The organism is Agrobacterium sp. B1(2019), assembly GCF_008274755.1.
Lineage (GTDB): Bacteria > Pseudomonadota > Alphaproteobacteria > Rhizobiales > Rhizobiaceae > Agrobacterium > Agrobacterium salinitolerans.
In genome coordinates, this window is the sequence record NZ_VTPB01000001.1 from 2,406,482 (window position 1) to 2,429,661 (window position 23,180).

25 protein-coding genes are annotated in these 23,180 nt (G+C 58.7%); 13 read left to right on the plus strand and 12 right to left on the minus strand.

Annotated features, from left to right (window positions below):
- The first annotated feature begins 78 nt into the window (after nt 1–78).
- The 4 genes from AGR1_RS12065 to AGR1_RS12080 all read left to right on the plus strand — a co-directional run bounded on the left by AGR1_RS12065 (nt 79) and on the right by AGR1_RS12080 (nt 3,127).
- The gene (locus AGR1_RS12065; RefSeq protein ID WP_080791588.1) at nt 79–639 is read left to right on the plus strand and encodes an isochorismatase family protein; all 561 of its coding nucleotides are present in this window, start codon (nt 79–81) and stop codon (nt 637–639) included.
- The gene (locus tag AGR1_RS12070; RefSeq protein ID WP_149147345.1) at nt 639–1,622 is read left to right on the plus strand and encodes a GlxA family transcriptional regulator; all 984 of its coding nucleotides are present in this window, start codon (nt 639–641) and stop codon (nt 1,620–1,622) included. The genes AGR1_RS12065 and AGR1_RS12070 overlap by 1 nt, the downstream gene beginning before the upstream one ends.
- Nucleotides 1,623–1,731: 109 nt before the next feature.
- A complete protein-coding gene (locus AGR1_RS12075) occupies nt 1,732–2,682 on the plus strand; it encodes an aldo/keto reductase (RefSeq protein WP_149146998.1) in 951 nt (316 codons plus the stop codon).
- A gap of 1 nt (nt 2,683) precedes the next feature.
- Nucleotides 2,684–3,127 (plus strand): GNAT family N-acetyltransferase, encoded by a 444-nt coding sequence (locus AGR1_RS12080; RefSeq protein WP_080791596.1) that lies wholly within the window; start codon nt 2,684–2,686, stop codon nt 3,125–3,127.
- Here the strand turns inward: AGR1_RS12080 and AGR1_RS12085 are convergent, their stop codons facing one another.
- Complete coding sequence (locus AGR1_RS12085; protein WP_080791601.1) at nt 3,128–4,018, minus strand: LysR family transcriptional regulator; 891 nt, start codon at nt 4,016–4,018, stop codon at nt 3,128–3,130.
- Nucleotides 4,019–4,135: 117 nt separating this feature from the next.
- Here AGR1_RS12085 and AGR1_RS12090 point away from each other — a divergent pair, with 117 nt between their 5' ends.
- On the plus strand, nt 4,136–5,137 hold the full coding sequence (locus AGR1_RS12090) for an aldo/keto reductase (RefSeq protein WP_080791606.1): 1,002 nt from the start codon (nt 4,136–4,138) through the stop codon (nt 5,135–5,137).
- Between the two features lie 58 nt (nt 5,138–5,195).
- Here AGR1_RS12090 and pheT read toward each other — a convergent pair whose 3' ends face one another.
- The 6 genes from pheT to infC all read right to left on the minus strand — a co-directional run bounded on the left by pheT (nt 5,196) and on the right by infC (nt 11,137).
- Nucleotides 5,196–7,619, minus strand: a complete 2,424-nt coding sequence (pheT, locus tag AGR1_RS12095; protein ID WP_149146999.1) for a phenylalanine--tRNA ligase subunit beta — start codon at nt 7,617–7,619, stop codon at nt 5,196–5,198.
- A 24-nt stretch (nt 7,620–7,643) separates the two neighbouring features.
- The gene (pheS, locus tag AGR1_RS12100; protein ID WP_149147000.1) at nt 7,644–8,726 is read right to left on the minus strand and encodes a phenylalanine--tRNA ligase subunit alpha; all 1,083 of its coding nucleotides are present in this window, start codon (nt 8,724–8,726) and stop codon (nt 7,644–7,646) included.
- Nucleotides 8,719–9,597 (minus strand): lipopolysaccharide kinase InaA family protein, encoded by an 879-nt coding sequence (locus AGR1_RS12105; RefSeq protein ID WP_080793267.1) that lies wholly within the window; start codon nt 9,595–9,597, stop codon nt 8,719–8,721. The genes pheS and AGR1_RS12105 overlap by 8 nt, the downstream gene beginning before the upstream one ends.
- A 165-nt stretch (nt 9,598–9,762) precedes the next feature.
- Entirely contained in the window at nt 9,763–10,167 is a 405-nt protein-coding gene (rplT, locus tag AGR1_RS12110; RefSeq protein ID WP_003493358.1) for a 50S ribosomal protein L20, read from the minus strand.
- 40 nt (nt 10,168–10,207) lie between these two features.
- Nucleotides 10,208–10,411, minus strand: coding sequence for a 50S ribosomal protein L35 (gene rpmI, locus AGR1_RS12115; protein ID WP_003493355.1), 204 nt, complete (start codon nt 10,409–10,411; stop codon nt 10,208–10,210).
- Between the two features lie 189 nt (nt 10,412–10,600).
- Nucleotides 10,601–11,137 carry a translation initiation factor IF-3 gene (gene infC / locus AGR1_RS12120; RefSeq protein WP_077224822.1) on the minus strand — a complete coding sequence of 179 codons (537 nt, stop codon included), beginning with the start codon at nt 11,135–11,137 and terminating at the stop codon, nt 10,601–10,603.
- A 187-nt stretch (nt 11,138–11,324) separates the two neighbouring features.
- Between infC and AGR1_RS12125 the strand changes: the two genes are divergently transcribed.
- Both AGR1_RS12125 and AGR1_RS12130 read left to right on the plus strand, forming a co-directional pair.
- The gene (locus AGR1_RS12125) at nt 11,325–12,113 is read left to right on the plus strand and encodes an alpha/beta hydrolase (protein ID WP_149147001.1); all 789 of its coding nucleotides are present in this window, start codon (nt 11,325–11,327) and stop codon (nt 12,111–12,113) included.
- A 119-nt stretch (nt 12,114–12,232) separates the two neighbouring features.
- A complete protein-coding gene (locus tag AGR1_RS12130) occupies nt 12,233–12,847 on the plus strand; it encodes a transglutaminase-like cysteine peptidase (protein ID WP_149147002.1) in 615 nt (204 codons plus the stop codon).
- 57 nt (nt 12,848–12,904) lie between these two features.
- Here the strand turns inward: AGR1_RS12130 and mbfA are convergent, their stop codons facing one another.
- The gene (gene mbfA / locus AGR1_RS12135) at nt 12,905–13,888 is read right to left on the minus strand and encodes an iron exporter MbfA (RefSeq protein ID WP_080791614.1); all 984 of its coding nucleotides are present in this window, start codon (nt 13,886–13,888) and stop codon (nt 12,905–12,907) included.
- A 142-nt stretch (nt 13,889–14,030) separates the two neighbouring features.
- Between mbfA and AGR1_RS12140 the strand changes: the two genes are divergently transcribed.
- Together AGR1_RS12140 and AGR1_RS12145 are read left to right on the plus strand one after the other, a co-directional pair.
- Nucleotides 14,031–14,501 carry a truncated hemoglobin gene (locus AGR1_RS12140; protein WP_149147003.1) on the plus strand — a complete coding sequence of 157 codons (471 nt, stop codon included), beginning with the start codon at nt 14,031–14,033 and terminating at the stop codon, nt 14,499–14,501.
- Nucleotides 14,502–14,663: 162 nt separating this feature from the next.
- Entirely contained in the window at nt 14,664–15,767 is a 1,104-nt protein-coding gene (locus tag AGR1_RS12145; protein WP_149147004.1) for a TRAP transporter substrate-binding protein, read from the plus strand.
- 6 nt (nt 15,768–15,773) lie between these two features.
- Here the strand turns inward: AGR1_RS12145 and AGR1_RS12150 are convergent, their stop codons facing one another.
- The gene (locus AGR1_RS12150) at nt 15,774–16,868 is read right to left on the minus strand and encodes a helix-turn-helix transcriptional regulator (RefSeq protein WP_162927451.1); all 1,095 of its coding nucleotides are present in this window, start codon (nt 16,866–16,868) and stop codon (nt 15,774–15,776) included.
- Nucleotides 16,869–17,011: 143 nt separating this feature from the next.
- Between AGR1_RS12150 and AGR1_RS12155 the strand changes: the two genes are divergently transcribed.
- Complete coding sequence (locus AGR1_RS12155) at nt 17,012–18,088, plus strand: dienelactone hydrolase (protein ID WP_149147005.1); 1,077 nt, start codon at nt 17,012–17,014, stop codon at nt 18,086–18,088.
- 5 nt (nt 18,089–18,093) lie between these two features.
- Here the strand turns inward: AGR1_RS12155 and AGR1_RS12160 are convergent, their stop codons facing one another.
- From AGR1_RS12160 to AGR1_RS12170, 3 genes are all read right to left on the minus strand, one after another.
- Nucleotides 18,094–18,621: a GNAT family N-acetyltransferase gene (locus tag AGR1_RS12160; protein WP_149147006.1), complete on the minus strand. Its 528-nt coding sequence runs from the start codon at nt 18,619–18,621 to the stop codon at nt 18,094–18,096.
- Between the two features lie 20 nt (nt 18,622–18,641).
- Complete coding sequence (locus AGR1_RS12165) at nt 18,642–19,220, minus strand: helix-turn-helix domain-containing protein (RefSeq protein ID WP_187772181.1); 579 nt, start codon at nt 19,218–19,220, stop codon at nt 18,642–18,644.
- A 98-nt stretch (nt 19,221–19,318) separates the two neighbouring features.
- On the minus strand, nt 19,319–19,720 hold the full coding sequence (locus AGR1_RS12170; RefSeq protein ID WP_149147008.1) for a ketosteroid isomerase-related protein: 402 nt from the start codon (nt 19,718–19,720) through the stop codon (nt 19,319–19,321).
- A 73-nt stretch (nt 19,721–19,793) separates the two neighbouring features.
- Here AGR1_RS12170 and AGR1_RS12175 point away from each other — a divergent pair, with 73 nt between their 5' ends.
- From AGR1_RS12175 to lepA, 3 genes are read left to right on the plus strand one after another with little or no spacing between them, the layout of a single operon-like run.
- Entirely contained in the window at nt 19,794–20,399 is a 606-nt protein-coding gene (locus AGR1_RS12175; RefSeq protein ID WP_187772124.1) for a GNAT family N-acetyltransferase, read from the plus strand.
- Nucleotides 20,396–21,265 carry a carbon-nitrogen hydrolase family protein gene (locus AGR1_RS12180; RefSeq protein WP_080791629.1) on the plus strand — a complete coding sequence of 290 codons (870 nt, stop codon included), beginning with the start codon at nt 20,396–20,398 and terminating at the stop codon, nt 21,263–21,265. The genes AGR1_RS12175 and AGR1_RS12180 overlap by 4 nt, the downstream gene beginning before the upstream one ends.
- 60 nt (nt 21,266–21,325) lie before the next feature.
- Entirely contained in the window at nt 21,326–23,164 is a 1,839-nt protein-coding gene (gene lepA / locus AGR1_RS12185) for a translation elongation factor 4 (RefSeq protein WP_187772182.1), read from the plus strand.
- Nucleotides 23,165–23,180 lie beyond the last annotated feature (16 nt).

Here is a 23,180-nt window from a genome sequence, read left to right on the forward strand (position 1 = left end):
CTTTGTCGGAATACCTGCTTTTCTCTAAGCTAGATAAGAGGAATTATGCTATGCATGAACCCAATGGAGAAACATGAAATGTCCTCTTCTCGTACAGCGCTGCTTGTCATCGACGTTCAGGAATCCTTTCGGCACGCCCCTTACTTCGAAGAAAGCGAGCTTGCCGCTTATCTGGAGAAGCAGCAGGTGCTGATCGACGGCGCCAAGGCTGCGGGCATTCCCGTCGTGCAAATCTTCCATGTCGATGGCGACAGGGCTTTTTCAAAAGACAGCGGCTATATCCGGGCGCTGGAGGGTGTGCGGATTACCCCAGATGTCACCTTTCACAAGAACCGCCATTCGGCTTTTGCCGGCACCGGCCTCGAAATCTGGCTGACGCAGAAGGGTATCAACCGGCTGATCGTCTCCGGTATCCGCACCGAACAATGCTGTGAAACCACCACCCGGCACGCTTCCGATCTTGGTTACAGCGTCGATTACGTCACCGAAGCGACACTGACTTTCCCGATGACACATGCTTCCGGCACCGTCTTCAGCCCGGACGATATCCGCAAGCGGACCGAGCTGGTGCTGGCTGGTCGCTTCGCGCGCATCGTGACCGTCGACGACGCACTTGCCACCGTGAAAGAGGCCGCATGATGGATAGAGGCGGCACGCGCACCATTCCCTTTTATACGCTTGTGCCGCCCCATGCGCTGTTGCTCGATATTGCCGGTCCGCTCGAAGTGATCCGTTATGCCAACGGGGAACAGCGGGACATCCATTTCGACTGCCGCTACATTGCTGCGACTGACAAACAACAATCCTCCATCGGCCTTGCGCTTTCAGGGCTGGAGAGCTTGCCCGCGACCCTGCCGGAAAATGCTTTCCTGCTGATCTCGGGCAGCACGTCACGCTTCGACAACGATCCGGAGACACGGCGAGAGCGGCAGGCGCTGGCGGCATGGCTGCGCCGCGCGGTGCGCCCTGATACGACAGTCATTTCCATCTGTTCCGGCGCGCTGCTGGCGGGCGAAGCCGGGCTTTTTGACGGGCGCAACTGCACGACCCATGCCGACTGCGTTGAAGGGCTGCGCCGCATCGCGCCGCTGTCCCAGGTCGCTGAAAACCGCCTTTTCGTCGAGGATGGCAACCGCTTCTCAAGCGCCGGCATTTCCACCGGCATCGACCTCATGCTGCATGTGGTTTCCCGGCTGACATCCCCGGCGGTCGCCGCGCGTATTGCCAAAACCATGGTGGTTTATCTCAGGCGCAGTGGCAGCGATCCGCAAATCTCCCCCTGGCTCACCGGCCGCAACCACATCCACCCCGCCATTCACCGGGTTCAGGACCGTGTGATGGCGGAGCCGGCGCAGGACTGGTCTCTGGAGCGGCTGGCCGATATTGCGGCGCTCAGCGAAAGGCATCTGTCGCGCCTGTTTCGCGAGCATACCGGCATCAGCGTCATCGACTATGTCAACCTGATGCGGGTCAATCTCGCCCGCGACATTCTTGCCAACAGCCGTCTCGATATGGAAGCCATTGCCGAACGGGCGGGTTTTGCCTCCGCCCGACATTTGCGGCGCGTGTGGCAACAGCATAATCGCCTTCCGCCCAGCCACTATCGCGGTTTTCAGTCCTGATAATCTCAGACCCCGCCGCTGCCTGATGAATGCCATCAAAGGAATTGAATGGTTATGCGGATGAGCAGTTGCTAACCTTGCCACCAAGACAGCAACAGGAGCATTCCCCGTGGAAAAACGAAGCCTCGGCCGCACCGGCCTCTCCATCGCCCCGATCGTCTTCGGCGGCAACGTGTTCGGCTGGACAGCGGATGAGAAGACTTCCTTTGCCCTGCTCGACGCCTTTTTTGACGCCGGGTTCAACGCCATCGACACGGCGGATGTCTATTCCGCATGGGTGGATGGCCATGAGGGCGGCGAGTCCGAGACGATCATCGGCAAATGGCTGAAGCAGTCGAGCGTCAGGCGTGAAAATGCAGTGATTGTCACCAAGGTCGGTTTCGACAATCGCGGCCAGAAGACAGGCCTCAGCGCCAAATGGATCGGGGAGGCCGTGGAGGCCTCGCTGAAGCGGCTGCAAACCGACTATATCGACCTTTACCTCGCCCATAAGCCGGATGCGGAGGTGCCGCTCGAGGAAACGCTTGCCGCCTTCGCAAAGCTGAAGGAGCAGGGAAAAATCCGCGCCATCGGCTGCTCCAATTATTCCGCCAGCCAGCTTCAGGACGCGCTGGACGCGGCCGCGAAAAATAATCTTCCCCGATATGACGTGCTGCAGCCGGAGTATAATCTCTATAATCGCGCGGATTTCGAAGGCCCGCTTGCCGAGCTTTGCCAGAAGGAAGAGATCGGCGTCATCAATTATTACAGCCTCGCCGCCGGTTTCCTGACCGGGAAATATCGTGCCAAGTCCGATACGGAAGGCGTCGCCCGCAGCTACCGTGTAGGCGAATATGTCAATACGCGCGGGCTTGCCATTCTGGGCGCCATGGATGCAGTAGCCGCGGAAACCGGGGCCAAGCTCGCCGATATCGCGCTCGCCTGGCTGTTGCGGAAGAGGGCGATAACCGCGCCGATCGCCAGCGCCACCAGCCTGTCCCAGCTCGAAAGCTTCAAACGCGCCGTCGAGTTAAAGCTGACGGACGAGATGATGACACTTCTCGACAAGGCGGGTGCGTAACATGTTGCTCAAAATTCGCGACGCGCAGCCGGCTGACCGGACAGAATGGCTACGCCTGTGGAACGACTACCTCGCCTTCTATGATGTTAATCTTGCCGATGAGGTAACCGAGCATACCTGGGCACGCATTCTCGACCCCGCATCTCGCGTCTCCATGCGCGTGGCCATGCTTGGCGACCGCATGGCCGGTTTCGCCATTCACCACTTCCATGATTCCACCTGGGTAAAGACGCCCGACTGCTATCTGGAAGATCTGTTCGTCGATGGCGAAATCCGTGGCAAGGGGACAGGTCGGGCGCTGATGGAGGATCTTATCGCCATCTGCAAGGCAAAGGGCTGGTCACGGCTTTACTGGAACACGGGCGAGGACAACCACCGCGCCCAGAAGCTCTATGACAGCTACGTGAAAAGCGACGGCCATATCCGCTATCGCATCACCTTCTGATCAACCCCGGAAACGGAAGAAATCCACAAAGGCCCTCAGCGCCGGACGCATCTGCCGGCGCGAGGGATAATAAATGTAAAAACCGTCAAAGGGCGCGCACCAGTCCTCCAGCACGCGGATCAGCCTTCCCTCCCTGATATCGTCCTCGACACGCTGCTCAAAAACGAAGGCAAGCCCTGCGCCGTCAATCGCCGCCCTTCGAATGAGGCTCTGGTCCGACAGGATCAGCGGCCCTTGGACATCGACCACCAATGGCTTGCCATTCTTCTCCAGTTCCCAGCGATAGATAAGGCCGCTGGCGAAACGCCGGCGAATGCAGCGATGCCGAATAAGATCCCTTGGATCCTGCGGTGGTCGATTTTCTGCGAAATAAGAGGGAGCGCCAACAATCGCGCCGCGCCATGCGCCGCTCGCCTTTACCGCAATCATGTCCGCATCGAGGTGCTCCCCGAGCCGCAGCCCGGCATCGAAACCCTTTGCGACAATATCCTCGAAGCGGTCGTCGGTTGAAATTTCGAGTGAAATATCGGGATAGAGCCGCAGGAATTCACCCAGCCGTGGCACGATGAGGTCCTCGGCGGCCAGTCTGGGCAGAGTGATGCGCAGGGGGCCGGCCGGTCTCCCGCCATGCTCGGCGAGCGTCTCGATGACCGCATCGATATCCGCAAGTGCAGGGCCAAGCGTCTCGAGAAGCCGCCTGCCCTCCTCTGTCGGTGAGACGCTGCGGGTGGTACGATGAAGCAGGCGTAGCCCAAGGCTCGCCTCCAGCGATGACACCGCATGGCTGACGGCGGAAGGAGCAATGGCAAGTTCGGCGGCCGCCTTGCGAAAGCTGCGGCCTTCGGCAACGGCGGCCAGAACGGCCAGCTGGGAGAGTTGCACACGGTTCATTGTTCTAAATGATAGAACAACCCAGACGGATTTGCAGCGATTATTTTTATCGCCATGAGACGCTATTTTCTAATCACGCCCCTAGCGATGGGCGGTTCCTTATGGAAGGACGTACAAATGAAAAAAAGAACCCTCGGAAACAACCTTTCCGTTTCGGCGCTTGGCCTCGGCTGCATGGGTATGACCCATGCCTATAGCCCGACCGGCGATGAGAGCAGCGCAATTGCAACGCTGCACCGCGCCGTCGAACTCGGCGTCACCTTTTTCGATACGGCGGAGGTTTACGGGCCTTACAATAACGAAATCCTTGTCGGCAAGGGTTTGAAGCCCTATCGCGACAAGGTGGTCATTGCCACCAAGTTCGGCTTCAAAATCGACAGCAGCAAACCCGTTGGCCAGATGATGGTGGGTACCGACAGTCGCCCGGAAAATGTGCGTGCCGTCGCCGAAGCCTCTCTCAAACGCCTTGGCGTCGATGAGATCGACCTGTTCTACCAGCATCGCGTCGATCCAAATATTCCGATCGAAGACACGGTGGGCGCCATGGCCGAGCTGGTGCGACAGGGCAAAGTGAAGCATCTCGGCCTGTCGGAAGCGAGCGCCGAAACACTTCGCAAAGCGCACACCGTTCATCCGATTGCGGCCATTCAGAGCGAATATTCGCTGTGGACCCGCGACGTGGAGGAAAACGGCGTGCTGGAAACCTGCCGTGAACTGGGTATCGGTTTCGTACCCTTCAGCCCACTTGGACGCGGCGCTTTGACTGGCGCATTGAAGACGCTCGACGGACTTGCATCGGACGACTTTCGCCGCGGCCTGCCGCGCTTTCAAAGCGAAAACTTCGACGCCAATCTGGCGCTCATCAAGCTTCTGGAGGACATGGCGACTGAGAAGGGCGTGACCGCCGGACAACTGGCGCTGGCTTGGGTTCTGGCGCAGGGAGACTTCATCGTTCCTATTCCCGGCACGACAAAAATCGCCAATCTGGAGAAGAATGTTGCCGCAGCGGAGGTATCGCTGACGGCAGAAGAAGCCGCCAGCCTCGGCGCGCTGCTTTCGCCCGCAAAAGTCGCCGGCGCGCGTTACCCAGAACAGATGTCACGGATGGCCAATCGCTAAAAACAAAAAGCCGCGGCAACCGCCGCGGCTTTTTTCATTCCGACAGATGCCCTCTGGCTCAGGCGCGCAGAACGCCGCCCGTCGATTTCTCGACATTGCCAACGATCTTGGCCGTCAGCGCCTCGAAATCCTCATCGGTCAGCGTCTTGTCGACCGGCTGGATCTGTACTTCGATAGCGACCGACTTGCGGTTTTCACCGAGCGATGCGCCCTCGAAAATATCGAAGACATTGACGCCGGTGATCAGCTTGCGGTCAGCGCTGGTCGCAGCCTTGATGATGGCGCCCGCTTCCACCGACTTGTCGACCACGAAGGCGAAGTCGCGCTTCACCGCCTGGAAGGGCGAAAGCTCAAGCGCAGGCTTGGTGCGGGTTGCCTTCTTCTTCGGCTCCTGCATGGCGTCGAGATAAATCTCGAAACCGCAATAGGCACCGGAGACATCCAGCTCGGACAGCGTTTTTGGATGGAACTCGCCGAAATAGCCGAGCACGACCTTCGGGCCCATCTTGATGGTGCCGGAGCGGCCGGGGTGATACCAGCCGGGGCCGCCGGCTTCGATCTGCACATTGGCCATGGGCAGGCCGCAGGCTTCCAGCACCGCCAGCGCATCGGCCTTGGCGTCATAGACATCGACCGGCTTACCGCCGCCCTTCAAAGCATTGGACCACATGCGGCCGCTGCCCGCCAGCGAGGCCGTGCCACGGCGAACACCGCCGGCAACCCGGCGCTGCTTATCAGGCGTATCACCCTCATAGGTGCCGGAAACCTCGAAGATCGCGACGTCACCATAGCCCTTGTCGGCATTGCGCTGTGCGGCGGTCAGAAGGCCGGGCAGCAGCGAAGGCCGCATGTCAGACATATCGGCGGCGATGGGGTTGGCGAGCTTCAACGCGGGTGAACCGCCGCCGAACAGCTTTGCCTGCGCTTCCGGGATGAAGGACCAGGTAACGGCCTCGAGCATGCCACGGCTTGCCAGTGCACGGCGCGCGGTGCGGGTGCGGATCTGCAGCGTGGTCAGGATGCGACCGTTGACGGCACCGAAGCTTTCCAGCGGTTCCGGCTTGATATTATCAACACCATGAATGCGCATGACCTCTTCAACCAGATCGGCCTTGCCATCGACATCAGGACGCCAGGACGGCACGGTGACGGATACGCGCTCGCCCGTTCCCTCGACGCCAAAACCGAGACCCTTGAGAATGGTGACGCTCTCCTCCGCCGACACTTCCAGACCTGTCAGGCGCTTCACCTCCGCCAGCGGGAAATCCACGACCTTGGGCTGATGGCCCTTATAACCAACGACCTTGGCTTCGCCGGCAACGCCGCCGCACAGTTCAAGAACCAGTTCGGTGGTGCGCTCCAGACCCGGAACCATATATTCCGGATCGACACCGCGCTCGAAACGATAACGCGCATCGGTGATGATGCCGAGCGAGCGACCGGTCTTGGCGATGTTGATCGGATCCCAGAGAGCGGATTCGATCAGCACATCGACCGTGTTTTCGTCGCAGCCGGAATGTTCGCCACCCATGACGCCGCCGATGGACTCGAGGCCTTTTTCATCGGCGATGACGACATTGTTCGGACCGAGCTTATATTCGCGCTGGTCGAGCGCGAGGATCGTCTCGCCTTCTTTCGCACGGCGCACGGTAAGATCGCCCTTGACCTTGGCAGCGTCGAAGACGTGCATCGGCCGACCCTGATCGAAGGTCATGTAGTTGGTGATGTCGACAAGCGCATTGATGGGGCGCAGGCCGATTGCCAGCAGGCGCTGCTGCATCCATTTCGGGCTGGGGCCGTTCTTGACGCCACGAACGATGCGCAGCGAAAAGCCGGGGCAGAGCGCCGCATCGTCCAGCTCAAGCTTCACATCGACCGGGGTTGCGCCCTCGATCTTGAAGGACGGCAGGGGTCTCGTTTTCAGCTTACCGAGACCGGAAGCAGCAAGATCGCGGGCAATACCGTAGATCGAGGTGCAGTCCGGGCGGTTCGGGGTCAGGTTGATTTCGATGACCGGATCGTCGAGCCCGGCATAGGCGGCGAAGGAGGTACCAACAGGCGCATCTTCCGGCAGATCGATGATGCCGTCATGATCGTCGGAGATGTTGAGCTCCTTTTCGGAGCACATCATGCCGTGGCTTTCCACGCCGCGAATTTTACCGACAGCAAGGGTGACATCGATGCCCGGGACATAGACGCCCGGACGCGCGAGCGCACCGACGAGGCCGGCGCGTGCATTCGGCGCGCCGCAGACGATCTGCACCGGCTTGCCGTCACCGGCATCCACCATCAGCACCTTGAGGCGGTCGGCCTCGGGGTGTTTTTCGGCGGAAATCACCTTGGCAATGACGAAGGGCCTGTAGGCCGCCTTGTCATCAACGTCCTCGACCTCAAGGCCGATTGCCGTCAGCCGCTCGCAAATCTCATCCAGCGTCGCATCCGTATCGAGATGCTCTTTCAGCCAGGAAAGAGTGAATTTCATGTCTTTGCTCCTTGGCTAACCGGATTAAACGCTCAGACCGCCGAACAGCGTCGGCATGTCGAGCGGGCGGAAGCCGTAATGGGTCATCCAGCGGACATCGGCGTTGAAGAAATCACGCAGGTCAGGCATGCCGTATTTCAGCATGGCAATGCGGTCGAGGCCCATGCCCCAGGCAAAGCCCTGATATTCATCCGGGTCAAGCCCGCCGGCGCGCAGCACATTGGGGTGCACCATGCCGCAACCGAGGATTTCCATCCAGTCCGTGCCTTCGCCGAACTTCACGATTGGGCCGGAACGGTCGCACTGGATATCCACCTCGAAGCTCGGCTCGGTGAAGGGGAAGAAGGACGGGCGGAAGCGCATGACGACGCTGTCGACCTCGAAGAAGGTCTTGCAGAATTCTTCCAGAATCCAGCGCAGATTGCCAACATGTGCCTTCTTGTCGATGACAAGGCCTTCGACCTGATGGAACATCGGCGAATGGGTGGCGTCGGAATCCTGGCGATAGGTTTTGCCCGGAATGACAATGCGGATCGGCGGCTTCTGGCTTTCCATGGTGCGGATCTGCACCGGCGAGGTGTGGGTGCGCAGCACCTTGCGCTCGCCGTTTTCATCCGGTGGCAAGAAGAAGGTGTCGTGCATTTCGCGGGCCGGATGACCTTCGGGGAAATTCAGAGCTGTGAAGTTATAATAATCGGTCTCGATATCAGGACCTTCCGCAATGGAGAAACCCATATCTGCGAAGATCGCGGTGATTTCATCGACAATCTGGCTGATCGGATGGATGCGGCCACGCTCCGTGGGCGACTGGCGCACCGGCAGGCTGACGTCGACCGTTTCGGCCTTGAGGCGTGCTGCGATGGCAGCGTCTTTCAACGCATTCTTGCGCTCGCCGATCAGGTCGGTGATTTCGGTCTTGAGCTGGTTGATGGCAGCGCCACGGGTCTGGCGCTCTTCCGGCGTCATGCTGCCAAGCGTCTTCAAAAGCTCCGAAACCGAGCCTTTCTTGCCAAGCGCGGAAACACGCACGGCTTCGATGGCCGGCTCATCGGCGGCCGTGGCGATCTCCGACATCAATTGCGATTTCAAGGTATCAAGTTCAGTCATCTTTTCCTGCCTTGCCGGTCTTTTTAACAGCGGCTTCGGGGTTCACAGCATTCATCAGATAGTCGGTCGCCATGATAAAGCGTCGCAGATCACTACCCATCCGCACGCGCCCGATCAACCGGGCAAGCGGTAAAAATCGCCCGAGAATGCCGGTCAGGCGGCTTAATTCTTCGACTGCCCGGGGCGGGGCGTTTTCAAGCCAGCGTGAAAAGGCTGCATCGCGGGTTTTAGCGGCGTCACAGGCACGGGTCGCGACCTGCAGAAACAGCAGCCAGATATCGCGGGCCTGCGCCGTTTCAAGCGGCATGACCTCCTGCGGGCGCTCCTCGAAATCCATGAAACCGACACGGCCGTCCTTCAAAAAGAAATCACGCACATGCGGGCGGCCGTGGCAGAGGCCCGCAGCATGCAGCTCGCCGAGCGCTTCTGCCGATTTCACAAGCAAGGCGTCATGCTCCACCGGATCGGACGACTTCAGCGCATCCATCCGCTCCATGAGCGTCGGTCCGACATCTCCCAGCACCACCGCCGTGCGTGAAGAATAGATCAGAGGCGGAACCGGGAAGCCGCGTTGCTGGAACTGTTGCAATGTTTCCAGTTCTCGCTGCATGAGGCCCGCACCGTCAAGCGGTTCGGAAGGACGAAGAAAAGTGTAGGGTAGAAGTTTCGACAGCAGCTTCTGCATTTTCATCCACCAGGTCACCCGTTCCGTGCCCTGCCGTTTGATCCACACCGTCAGCTGCGAAAGCTCGACCTTCTGAATGCGCCGGTCACTTTTCAGGAGGACGCGCATCACGGTTGCGATGTCATCGTCGTCGAGATGAACGCGAAAACCTTCCGCTTCCACAACCTCACTTTTATTGACCAGCATTTCCATCCACCAAGGGTTTCGCTCCAAACGGCGTGAATACTCCAACTCTTCTAAATTTCTAAATTAAAAAATACCGATGGAAATGTATCAGCAGCTCAAAACGAAAAACCCGCGCCGGTTTCCCGACGCGGGTTTCAAATGAACAACAGATTGTCCGCGCCGTAATTACTTTACAGCGGTTTCAAACTCGTTGGCCGTGCCGGCATCCTTGAGGTACTCAAGCGCCTTCTTCGCTGCTTCAACGAGCGCGCCGAATGCTGCCGGCTCATGGATAGCCATGTCGGACAGAACCTTGCGGTCGACTTCGATGCCAGCCTTGTTCAGGCCGTCGATGAAGCGGCCATAGGTCAGGCCGAATTCGCGAACAGCGGCGTTGATACGCTGGATCCACAGAGCGCGGAAGTTGCGCTTGTTGACCTTGCGGTCGCGGTAGGCGTACTGCTTGGAACGATCCACGGCAGCCTTTGCTGCGCGGATGGTGTTCTTGCGGCGGCCGTAGAAGCCCTTGGCTGCCTTGAGTGTCTTGGTGTGCTTGGCGCGGGAAGTTACGCCACGTTTTACGCGTGCCATGTCATGATCTCCTTAAAGTGTCCAAAAGTGCGGAAAAGTCTCAGAGACCGTTCGGCAGGTAGTTCTTGACGACCTTCTTGCCGTCAGCTTCGGCGAGAACCATGGTTCCACGCGCGTCGCGAATGAACTTGTTGGTACGCTTGATCATGCCGTGGCGCTTACCGGCGGCGGCTGCAACAACCTTGCCGGTTGCGGTGATCTTGAACCGCTTTTTTGCAGCGGACTTCGTCTTCATCTTGGGCATTTTGCTACTCCGTTTTTGTATCGAAACAGGCAGACGAGGCCTATTTCAAGCTATTCAGGAACGGCCTCGGCATGCCCTGCCGGACCGTTCGGACGCGCGCTTATAACCGCAGTCGGCTAAAAGCGCAACGGGGAAAGCAAACTTCCCCTTGCGATGGCTATTCATGCGGCCAATAAAGCCTGGCGCAAGTTATTTCGGGGCAAGAACCATCATCATCTGACGGCCTTCCAGCTTCGGCTCGGCTTCAACCTTGGCAATCGCCTGGGTGTCTTCCTTCACCTGGAGGAGAAGCTTCATGCCGAGTTCCTGGTGGGCCATTTCACGGCCACGGAACTTCAGCGTCACCTTCACCTTGTCACCTTCGTCAAAGAAACGGTTCATCGCCTTCATCTTCACGTCATAATCATGCGTGTCGATGTTGGGGCGCATCTTGATTTCTTTGACTTCGACGATCTTCTGTTTCTTGCGCGCTTCAGCGGCCTTTTTCTGGGTCGAGTACTTAAGCTTGCCGAGATCGAGGATCTTGCATACCGGCGGCTCTGCGTTCGGCGAAATCTCGACGAGATCGAGACCGGCCTCTTCCGCCATTTTCAAAGCCTGATCCGTCGGCATGCTACCGAGGTTCTGGCCCTCTTCATCAATAAGCTGAACTCTGGGAACCCGAATTTCCCGGTTGGAGCGCGGCCCCTCCTTGACGGGGGCATCGGCTTTGAAAGGTCTGCGAATGGTCGTATTCTCCTGATCTGTTTCTGGATCACGTCAGCAAAAAACAGCTTGTTTGGTACAAGCGGCGGAAATGTCGTTATTGCCGCAGCGAAGTCAATAGCATATCTGCCCGAAAAGATCACCTGTTGCCACGGATTTTGCAAATACGCCGCCGATATTGCAGGAAAATCAGGAGAATTGCATATACATGACCGAACAAGCCATTGAATTTCTGCATATAGGAATGGGCGACGACGCCCGCAACATTGCTTTCCTTCATCGCCGCGCAACATCGCAACAGGACGCGCCCATGCTCGTCTGGTTGGGCGGATACCGTTCCGATATGACGGGCACCAAGGCAATTGAGCTTGACCGCTTCGCCGCGGAAAACGGCCTTGATTGCCTGCGGCTCGATTATTCCGGGCACGGGGCTTCCGGCGGCGATTTCAACAAAGGCACGATCTCGAGATGGCTCGAAGAGGCACTTGCGGTGGTGCGCGCGAAGGCGCCGTCGCGTGTCGTTCTCGTCGGCTCGTCGATGGGCGGATGGATCGCGTTGCGCATGGTCGAGGAGCTGCGCAAGGCGGGTGGCGCACCCTCCGTCGCCGGCCTGGTCCTCATTGCGCCCGCGCCGGATTTCACGCAGGAACTGATAGAGCCGAGCCTCACGGATGCGGAAAAGACCTCTCTCGCAGAACGGGGTTATTTCGAGGAACATTCGGACTATAGCCCCGAGCCCAACATCTTTACCCGCGCGCTGATGGAAGACGGAAAGCAGAACCGCGTGCTTACCGGCATCATCACCACCGGCTGCCCGGTTCATGTTCTGCAGGGCATGCGCGACCCCGATGTTCCCTATCAGCATGCTCTGAAGCTCATCGAACATCTTCCCGCCGACGATGTGGTGCTGACGCTGATCCGCGACGGAGACCATCGGCTTTCCCGGCCACAGGATATCGAGCGGATGCTGGCTGCCGTCAAAGCCCTTGCAATATAGGCATTTGCGCAACGCTCTTAACCATATTGAGCGAGTCTTGCGCACCGCCGATTGCTAATGATTGACTCCTACCCCACATCCCTCTTAACTTTTCATTAAGAATTTAAGGGACGGGTTTCATGATGAACGCACCGCTGGCGCGTGCGCTGCTGTTTGCAGTTGCTGCCGGGCTAATGACTGCTGCCTCCGCCATGGCGGAAATCAAAGGAAGCCCTTCCATGGTGACGGGCGGGATCACGTCCCAGCCGATTGGCCATTACGAGTTCTGTCAGAAATATGCCGACGAATGCAACATCCGTAGCAAGGCGACACCGCCGCCGCGCGTAACGGATTATGGCTGGGACGTCATTCGAGAGGTCAATACGTCCGTCAACACCACAATCGTGGCGATGACCGACCAGGAAATCTACGGCAAGGACGAAGTCTGGGAATATCCGACGACCGCCGGTGACTGCGAAGATTTCGTGCTGCTGAAGCGCAAGAAGCTGATCGAGCGCGGTTTTTCCGTGGCCGATCTGCTGATCACCGTCGTGCGCAAGCCTGACGGCGAAGGCCATGCCGTGCTGACGCTCCGCACTACGGACGGTGATTACATTCTCGACAACCTCACCGACGGCGTTAAGCTCTGGACCGACACCAACTACACCTATCTGAAGCGACAGGCGTCCTTCAACACGGGCCGTTGGGTCTCCATCGAGGATGGCCGCGACGTTCTGGTTGGCGCATTGCGCTGACGCTTAAAGTTCCGCGTCTGAGCGATTGGAGCCCGCAGTAGCGGGCTCTTTCTTTTCTCACCCATTGCCGATGATAATACCCGCCGCGAGCACCAGCGAACCACCCAGCACCACCTGAAATACGGCGCGAAGAAACGGCGTTTCCATGAAACGGTTCTGAATGAAGGCGATGGCCCAGAGTTCCACGAAAACAACGATGGCGGCAATCGCCGTTGCTGTCCAGAAATGCGGAATGAGATAAGGTAACGCGTGGCCGAGACCGCCAACGGCCGTCATGATACCCGAGGCCAGGCCGCGCTTCAGCGGTGATCCACGGCCCGAAAGCTTGCCATCGTCGTGGGCGGCCTCGGTGAAGCCCATGGAGATACCCGCACCGACGGAGGCGGAAAGACCGATGAGAAAGGTCTGCCAGGTATCCTGCGTTGCAAAGGCGGCCGCAAAGATTGGCGCGAGCGTCGAAACGGAACCATCCATCAATCCCGCGAGACCGGGCTGCACATAGGTCAGAAGAAATTGCCGTCTTGCGGTTTCCGCCTCTTCGGTCTTGCCATCCTCATCGAGATGTTTCTCTTCCAGCATCTGCGCGATGTCTTCATGCCCCCGCTCAGCCTCGGCCAGATCGCCGAGGAGCTTACGCGTCGAGGCATCGCTGGTGCGTTTGACGGCCTCATCGTAAAAACGGATTGCCTGGGCTTCCATCAATTCGGCCTGGTCGCGGATTTTTTCCAGCGACAGATTCTTCACCAGCCAGTCCGGGGTACGCTCGTAAAAACCACGTACATGTTCGCGACGGATGAGCGGGATCGTCTCTCCGAAACGGCGACGATGCATGTCGATCAGGACATTTCGATGCTGCTGCTCGACCTCCGCCATATCGTCGAAGACTTTGGCCGATTGCGGATATTGCGCGCGCAGGTGATCGGCATAGGAACGATAGATGCGGGAATCGTCTTCTTCGGACGAGATGGCGAGAGCGAGGATTTCCTGTTCTCCAAGCGAGGAAAAGGGGCGTTTGGACAGGGAAAAAAGACTGCGAAACATGGCTGAAACCTTTTTTTAGAATAATTCTAAATACATCCCTGCCGCGACAGGATCAAGTCATTTTAGAATAATTCTAACAAGGCAAGAGGTCGCATTGCGGGTCGCATCGCAGCAGGGTAAATTCGCCCAAAAAGGAAACACCATGCAGGACGACATTGCGGCCAGAGCCGCCCACAGCGCGGAAATTCAGGACAGGGCGGAAAAAGCCATGGCTGCGATCGGCGTGGATGCCGGATTTATCGATGTGTTGGTGGAAACATTTTACGGACGCGTTCTCGCCCATCCCACGCTCGGCCCGGTTTTTGATGCACGGCTTGACGGGCGCTGGCCGGAACATATGACAAGGATGAAACAGTTCTGGGCGGCAGTGGCCTTCAGGAATGGCGGTTACGGCGGCAAGCCCGTGCAGGCGCATCTCGGCGTAAGGGGTATGTCGGCGGAGCTTTTCCCGCAATGGCTTGCGCTTTTTTCAACCACGCTCGACGATATCGCGCCGAGCAGACAGGCCCATGACTGGTTCATGGAAACGGCCGAACGCATCGCCAGAAGCCTGACACTTTCGCTGTTTTACAATCCTGCACTGGACGACCCGGCGTTGATGCGCAGCAAATGATTTGGAAAGACGTGAAGAAGCAACATTTGCCAAGCATTACCGACCATCACGCAAGTTTCGAACATTCCCTCTTGATGACCGCAAGGATAAATGATTAGTAGCCAGCGGGAGGCGTACCGTACGGTTCGCCCGTCATATGTAGACATAGCAGGGCTTATCGACATGGATCGCAGATCATTTATCCGCAAGGCGGGCGCTCTTAGCGCCGGTGTTACAGCAACGGCGCTTGCCGCTCCGGCCATCGCACAGGAAAACCCCAAGATCACCTGGCGCATGACATCGTCCTTCACCAAGGGCCTCGACATTCTTTTCGGCGCGGGCCAGATCGTCGCCGACCATGTCAAGGAAGCCTCCGGCGGCAACTTCGTCATTCAGCACTTTGCCGGTGGTGAAATCGTGCCGGCGCTGCAGGCGGCGGATGCGGTAACGGCCGGCACCGTCGAGATGGCGCATACCTGCTCCTATTATTATGTCGGCAAGGATCCGACCTTTGCACTCGGAACCTCGGTTCCCTTCGGTCTCAATGCACGCCAGACGAATGCCTGGTTCAACCAGGCCGGCGGCAACGAGCTGCTCAACGAATTCCTTGCCCAGCACAATATCTACTCGATCCTGCTCGGCAATACCGGCGCCCAGATGGGCGGCTGGTTCCGCAAGGAAATCAACACCATAGACGACCTCAAAGGCCTGAAGATGCGCATTGCCGGCCTGACTGGCCAGGTGATGCAGAAGGTCGGCGTGACCCCGCAGCAGATCGCCGGCGGCGACGTTTATGCCGCGCTGGAAAAAGGCACGATCGACGCTACCGAATTTGTCGGCCCCTATGACGACCAGAAGCTCGGCTTCTACAAGGTCGCAAAATATTACTACTATCCGGCATGGTGGGAAGGCGGCCCGGCCGTTCATGCCTTCGTGAACCTGCAGAAGTTCAACGAGCTGCCCGAAAACTACAAGCGCATTCTGAAGGATGCCTGCGCCGCCGGCAGCGCCAGCATGCTGGAACGTTACGATGCGCGCAATCCGCAAGCCCTGAAGGAACTCGTGGCGCAGGGCGCTATCTTGCGCCCGTTCAGCCAGGAAATCCTCGATGTCTGCCATAAGGCGGCGCAGGAAACCTACGCGGAGATTTCGGCCAAGAACGAGAGCTTCAAGAAAATCTACGAGAGCCAGCAGGCCTTCAAGAAGGACGCTTATCTCTGGGCGCAGATCGCTGAATACACCTACGACACCTACATGATGATCCAGCACCGTAACGGCACGCTCTGATTCCCATCATTTCCCGACGATCTTCAAACGGTCATCCGGCATCTGCCGGGTGGCCGTTTTGTTTGGCGAGACCAGCTTCCATACCTGCCGCTCACGCCAGTCCACCGGGCTCATGCCGGTGACGCGGCGGAATTCCCGGTTGAAGTTGGACTTGGTCTGGAAACCCGAGGAAAACATGATCGCCGTTACCGATTGCTCCGTCTCCTCCAGCAGCCGGCACGCTTCGCGGATACGAAGTTGGTTGACATATTGCGAGACATTGATGCCGAGGGAACGATTGATGGCCCCGGAAATCTGCCGGCTTGGCAGGCCGAGGCGTCTGGCCAGCCGCGTCAGATTGAGGTTCTCGTCACGGTAAAGCGCCTGTGTTGTCATCAGTTGGTCGAGGCTTGCCACAATGTCTCGATCCTGTTCCGATGGTTCCACCGAAAGCGGCGATTCCTCAGCAAGCTCTATAGCCGCTTGCGGTGCTTTGCTTTTTCCAGCCATAGCGGCCATCAGACCGATCAACAACAGCCCGAAAAGATTGGCATTGCTGACGAGTGCGGCGACATTCTCTCCGTGCGCCCCTTCAAAATCGAGAAACACCAGAAGGTCGAACAGTGCCGAAACGCAAAGGGCAATGGCAGCAATGATGAGCGCCCCATGCGCCGAACTGACACTGGCGAATTGCGCCTCGTCCAGCCCATCCGGCCCCCTTCCTCCAAGAAGAAGCAGTGCGGCGGCATGGCCGACAAAGATGAGGATCAAGGCAAGATCGATCGCCACCGGCAGGGCGAACTCCAGAACGATAATCAACAGAGGCGAGAGCACAAGACCTGCCAGCATCGTTCTTCTGCTGTCTGCCCCGACCCTCATCAAGCCGCGAAAGGCGATATAGACAAGTGGTGGCAGGCAGGCGGCGAGAACCGGCAGGACATAACGCACGGCATTAACGCCATACCCCCAGCGCAAGCCGACAAGAACCGATTGCGCCGCACAAAGCGCGATCAGGGCCAGAAAGGCGCGGTTTGTCCGCACATCGTCTCCGCTTCGGAAAAAGACGATAAACATGACGACCAGCAGAAGCGCCACGACGAATGGCAGGGGAATGAAAAGCACGAAAGAATATCCCGGATCGACGATCTATTGTCCTGTCATGGACCAGATCGCGTTTCGGTACGACCTCAAACGCGATCAAGGACGCATTTATGTGTCCAAAAGAGAGAACGGGAGCATCCACCTTGTCAAACGGAGAAGCTCTCATGACACTGAAAAACACCCTCGTCGCACTTCTGGTATGCGCGGCGTTTTCCTCGCAGGCATTGGCTGCTGATGACGTTGGACTTCTGAACGTCCCGGTGTCCTCCAAGGCGCGCAACACGGACCTTGATGTGACAATTTGGTATCCGGCCAAAAGCGGGACCGGCACGCCCGCTCTTTCTGGCGATAACCGCATATTTCAGGGGATGGCAGTGCGGAAGGACGCGTCCATCAAGGACGGACATTTCCCACTCGTGCTGATCTCCCATGGTTCCGGCTCGCGCGCGGAGGCCATGGCCTGGATTGCGGCGAAGCTCGCTAGCGAAGGCTTCATCGTTGCTGGAACCAACCATCCCGGTACGACCAGCGGCTATTCCACACCTGCGGACACGCCGAAAATCTGGGAACGGACAGACGATCTTTCCTCGATTCTCACGGCGCTGACGACGCAAGGCAAATGGTCGAGCGTCATTGACGCGCAGAGGATCGGCGTCCTTGGCTTTTCGCTGGGCGGCAGTGCGGCAATGGAGATTTCGGGCGCACGCGCCGATCTCAACGCGTATAGGCGCTACTGCGAGGATTATGCGGCGATGATGGATTGCCAGTGGTTTGCCGGCGGCCGGGGTTATGTCAATAACGAGCCGGTCAGCGTGCCGAAGCTCGACCTCAGAACCATCGATAAGACGCAGTTCGAGCAGCAGAACCGCGATCCCCGCATCCGTTCCGCCGTGCTCATTGATCCCGGCCTGGCGCTCGCTTTCCAGCTGGAGAGCCTGAAACAAATCGATATTCCACTGACGTTCATTAATCTCGGCGGCAAAGGGAAAATACCGCCGGCTGTGCTGGCTGACAAACTCGCAGCCGAGGTGCCCGGTTCAACCTATCAGCAGGTGGATGCGGCTAACCATTTCAGCTTTCTGCCCCTTTGCAAGCCGGAAGCCGACGCGTTTCTCAAATCCGTCGGTGAGCGCGATCCGATCTGCGAACCGGCCGGGCCGCGCGACCGTGCAGATATTCATGCTGAACTGGAAAAGATGATTGTTGCCGCCTTCAACCGCACGCTGAAGCCGGGGCAATAAGCAGCCTAAACGCTCTGGCCGATCCGCTTGTAAAACAGGGTCGTGCCGCAATAACGTCCATCGGGAAACAGGGCGTAGTCAGGAATGACGCCGACCCGCTCCCACCCGAGACGGGGATAGATCGCCTCCGCATCGCTGCCCGTGGCCGTATCCAGCACCAGAAGGGTGCGGCCACGCTTCGCCGCCTCTTCTTCCACCTTCTGCATGAGCCCGCGGGCAAGCCCGAGACCGCGCGCTGAGGGATGCACCAGAAGCTTCATCAGATCGCCGCGATGCGGCTGGTTGGGTTTGGAGGCGAGGCCCACCTGTACGGTGCCCACCACCATGCCATCCACTTCCGCCACCACATGAATTGTGCCGCCTGTTTCCACGGCAGCTGCCACATCCCGCCAAAATGACTCGGCGTCCTGCGGGGAAAAGGGCAACATGAAACCAACGGATGCGCCGCCGTTCACGCAGGCAGCCAGAACCTCACAGAGTTCGGGCAAGACATCGATGGTCTCTTGCCCGTTCAGCACGCGAATGGTGGTCATGATAACTCCTGTCGGGAAAATCAGCGCTGTCTTCGATCCAGCACGACAGCGTAGCGGGCAGGTTTTTCGGAAGGATTGTGGAAAACATGTCCGTCGCCGACCGGCATGAAAAGGCAATCGCCGGGCTCGAGCCGGTGAACGTCTCCACCGCTCGTCATTTCCAGCACACCTTCGAAAAGCCAGACATATTGCGTCATTCCCCGGCTTGCCGCATGCGGCGGAAAACCGACCCGCGCGCCAGCGGGAAATTCGACTTCGACGATATCGACATCGGATCCCACACGCGGCGGCGAAATGGCGCGGCGCACATAACCGGTCTCCGGATCTTTCCAGAGCTGCTGGTCGCGTTTTCTCACCAGCGGGGAAACAGCCTCTTCGTTTTCGGCGAAGAAACCGGAGAGCGATAGGCCAAGAGCTGCGCAGATACGGGCCAGCAGCGAGGCCGTGGGGCTCGCCTCCCCGCGCTCGATGCGGGAGATCATGGCGCGGCTGACGCCGGATTCGGAAGCGAGCCGGTCCAGCGTCAGGCCGTTTTCAGCCCGTAATGTTTTGATCCGCTCGCCGATAGAGCGTTCAAGAATATGATCTTCGTTTTCCATCATATGAGAATTGCGCTCTCACATGATGGAGTCAATATCCACGATAATGGAAATTATCATCTTCTTTGCCGCTGGTCACTTTGCGGCTAAAGGGCGTCTCAGGCGCCGACCTGCGCAATCCAGTCGTTCAGATTATAGTAGTTCGTTACTCGACTAACTTTTCCGTCCTTCAGGTCGAAAAAGGCACCGGCCGGCAGCACATATGTCTGACCATTCGCCTCGGGCAACCCCTCGTCAGTCTTGAGATATTCGCCATTGACGATGAATTCGGCGGAAGCGCGCTTCCCGTCGTCACTCGCCATGATCACCATGTCGGTGAGGTTTTCCCTATAGCAGCGGTTCATGTGGTCCATGAAGGAGGTAAAGGCGGCCTTGCCGGTCTGGCGCTCGCCCTGATTGATGTCATGCACCACTTCATCGTGAAGCAGCGCCAGGAAGGCATCCATGTCCTGACGGTTGAAGGCATCATAATAGGCGCGGATGGTCTCGGCAGCGGTCATCGTCTTCTCCGTTCAATGCTTGCGCGGGTTTTCCATGACGGTATAACCAGTGCAAACGAGAGTGAAAATGCCCATGACCGTCGAAATCAAGTCTCTTTCCGGCATCGACGCCGCGCATCATTTCGATGACCTCGCGCGCCTGCGGATCACCGTCTTCCGTGCCTTCCCCTATCTCTATGACGGCTCGCTGGACTATGAGCGCAAATATCTCGCGACCTACGCCGATACGGACGGTGCTGTCTTCGTTCTGGCGCTCGACGACGGCAAAGTTGTCGGAATGTCCACCGGCATGCCCATGGCGGCGGAGACCGATGAGGTGAAGGCGCCCTTCGTCAAGGCGGGTTACGATCCGGAGCGGATATTTTACTTCGGTGAAAGCGTGCTGCTGCCCGGCTATCGCGGCCATGGCGTCGGCGTGCGCTTCTTCGAGGAGCGGGAGGCGCATGCAAAGAGGCTCGGCTTCGATCGCTGCACCTTCTGTGCGGTCGAGCGGCCCGCCGACCATCCGCGTCGCCCAGCGGATTACGTGCCGCTCAATGCCTTCTGGGAAAAGCGCGGCTATCGCCATCACCCAGAATTGCGCACCAGCTTCACATGGCAGGACCTCGACGAGGGCAGCGAAAGCGCAAAACCGCTGTCCTTCTGGATGAAGAACATTGCCGGAGACGGAAACGAATGACCCGGTTAGCCGCCAGTCAATATGCCATCGAACTGATCGAAACATGGGAGGCCTATGCCGCGCATCTTTCCGCCATCGTTCGCGAGGCGAAGGAAAGAGGCGCTGAGTTGCTGCTGCTTCCTGAATATTCAGCCATGGCGCTGACCGGACAGTTGCCGCCCGACGCCCGCTCCGATCTGCATCGTTCCATCGAAGAGATACAGCCATTGATCCCTTCCTGGGTGGAGCTTTGCGAAGAACTGGCAAGGCAACATCAAATCCTCTTCCAGCCGGGCAGCGCGCCGGTGAAGGATCCGGACGGCAAGTTCCGCAACCGCGCATGGCTGTTTGGCCCGGATGGCCTGATCGGATATCAGGACAAGCAGATCATGACCCGCTTCGAGCGGGAGCAATGGAACATTCATGCTGGCGTGGAGGGCCTGAAAGCCTTCGAGACCCCGATCGGCAGGCTCGGCATCCTTGTCTGTTACGACAATGAGTTTCCGATGCTGGGCCGCAGGCTGGCGGAGCTCGGCGTCGAACTCGTTCTCGCCCCCAGCTGCACCGACACGCTGGCGGGCGCCTACCGGGTTCGCATCGGTGCGCAGGCCCGGGCGCTGGAAAACCAATATGCCATCCTCTCCTCCCCCACTGCGGGCGAGGCCCCGTGGTCTCCCGCCGTCGATGAAAATCGCGGCCGCGCCGCCCTTTATGTGCCGTCAGACTACGGCATGCCGGCATCCGGCATCATTGCGGAAAGCGAGCACGATGCGGTCACACAAAGCACGTTGCTGATCGCAGATATCGATCTTGCCGCCGTTGCAAGACTGCGCACCGAAGGACAGGTGGCCACCCGGCGTGACTGGCCGGAGCAATTTGCGATCTGAAAGCCCATTTTAAAGGGCTTTTAACCAAATTCCCGCTTTGCGGCATGACAAGCCCCTGCTATAGCGCGGGACATGAGCACAAATTCGACCCGCACGCCCCTGGACCATATCCGCAACTTCTCGATCGTTGCCCACATCGATCATGGCAAATCGACGCTGGCCGACCGGTTGATCCAGTCGACGGGCGGCCTTGCCGAACGCGACATGTCGGAACAGGTCCTCGATTCGATGGATATCGAGCGCGAGCGCGGCATCACCATCAAGGCGCAGACCGTGCGCCTGCATTACAAGGCGAATGATGGCGAAACCTATGTGCTGAACCTCATCGACACGCCCGGCCACGTCGACTTCGCCTATGAGGTGTCCCGCTCGCTTTCGGCCTGCGAAGGTTCGCTGCTGGTGGTCGACGCATCGCAGGGCGTGGAAGCCCAGACGCTCGCCAACGTCTATCAGGCGATCGACAATAATCACGAGCTGGTCACGGTGCTCAACAAGATCGACCTGCCGGCAGCCGAACCCGACCGCATCAAGGAACAGATCGAGGAAGTCATCGGCATCGATGCGTCCGACGCCGTGATGATCTCGGCCAAAACCGGTCTTGGCATTCCCGATGTGCTGGAAGCCATCGTCAACCGTCTACCGCCGCCGAAGAGCGATGTCGGCGAAAACGGGCCGCTGAAGGCGCTGCTGGTTGACAGCTGGTACGATACCTATCTCGGCGTTATGGTTCTGGTGCGCGTCATCGATGGCGTGCTGAGCAAGGGCCAGCAGATCCGCATGATGGGTTCGGGCGCGAAATACGGCATTGAGCGTGTTGGCGTGCTGACTCCCAAGATGGTCACTGTCGATAGCCTCGGCCCCGGCGAGATCGGCTTCATCACCGCCTCGATCAAGGAAGTCGCCGATACGCGCGTCGGCGACACCATCACCGACGACAAGCGCCCGACGGCGCAGGCCCTGCCTGGCTTCAAGCCCGCGCAACCCGTTGTGTTCTGCGGTCTCTTCCCGGTTGATGCGGCCGACTTCGAAGATTTGCGGGCGGCGGTGGGCAAGCTTCGCCTCAACGACGCCTCCTTCTCCTTCGAAATGGAATCGTCCGCCGCTCTCGGCTTCGGTTTCCGCTGTGGCTTCCTTGGTCTGCTGCATCTCGAAATCATTCAGGAACGCCTCGAGCGCGAATTCAATCTCGATCTCGTCGCCACTGCCCCGTCGGTCGTCTATGAAATGACGCTGACCGATGGCACGGAGAAGGAACTTCACAACCCAGCCGACATGCCTGACGTGGTGAAGATCAAGGAAATCCGCGAGCCCTGGATCAAGGCGACGATCATGACGCCGGACGAATATCTCGGCGGCATCCTGAAACTCTGTCAGGACCGGCGCGGCCTGCAGACGGAGCTGACCTATGTCGGCAACCGTGCAATGATCACCTATGAACTGCCGCTCAACGAAGTGGTGTTCGATTTCTACGACCGCCTGAAATCCATCTCCAAGGGTTACGCCTCATTCGACTACAACATCATCGACTATCGCGCTGGCGATCTCGTCAAGATGTCGATCCTCGTCAATGGCGATCCGGTGGATGCGCTCTCCATGCTGGTGCACCGCTCGGCGGCTGACCGGCGCGGACGCGGCATGTGTGAAAAGCTGAAGGAACTCATTCCGCCACACATGTTCCAGATCCCGATCCAGGCGGCCATCGGCGGCAAGGTCATCGCCCGTGAAACCGTGCGCGCGCTGCGCAAGGACGTGACGGCGAAATGCTATGGCGGCGACGCGACGCGCAAACGCAAGCTTCTGGACAAGCAGAAGGAAGGCAAGAAGCGCATGCGCCAGTTCGGCAAGGTGGAAATTCCGCAGGAAGCCTTCATCGCCGCCCTGAAGATGAACGACGAATAAGCAGCAAAATCATATT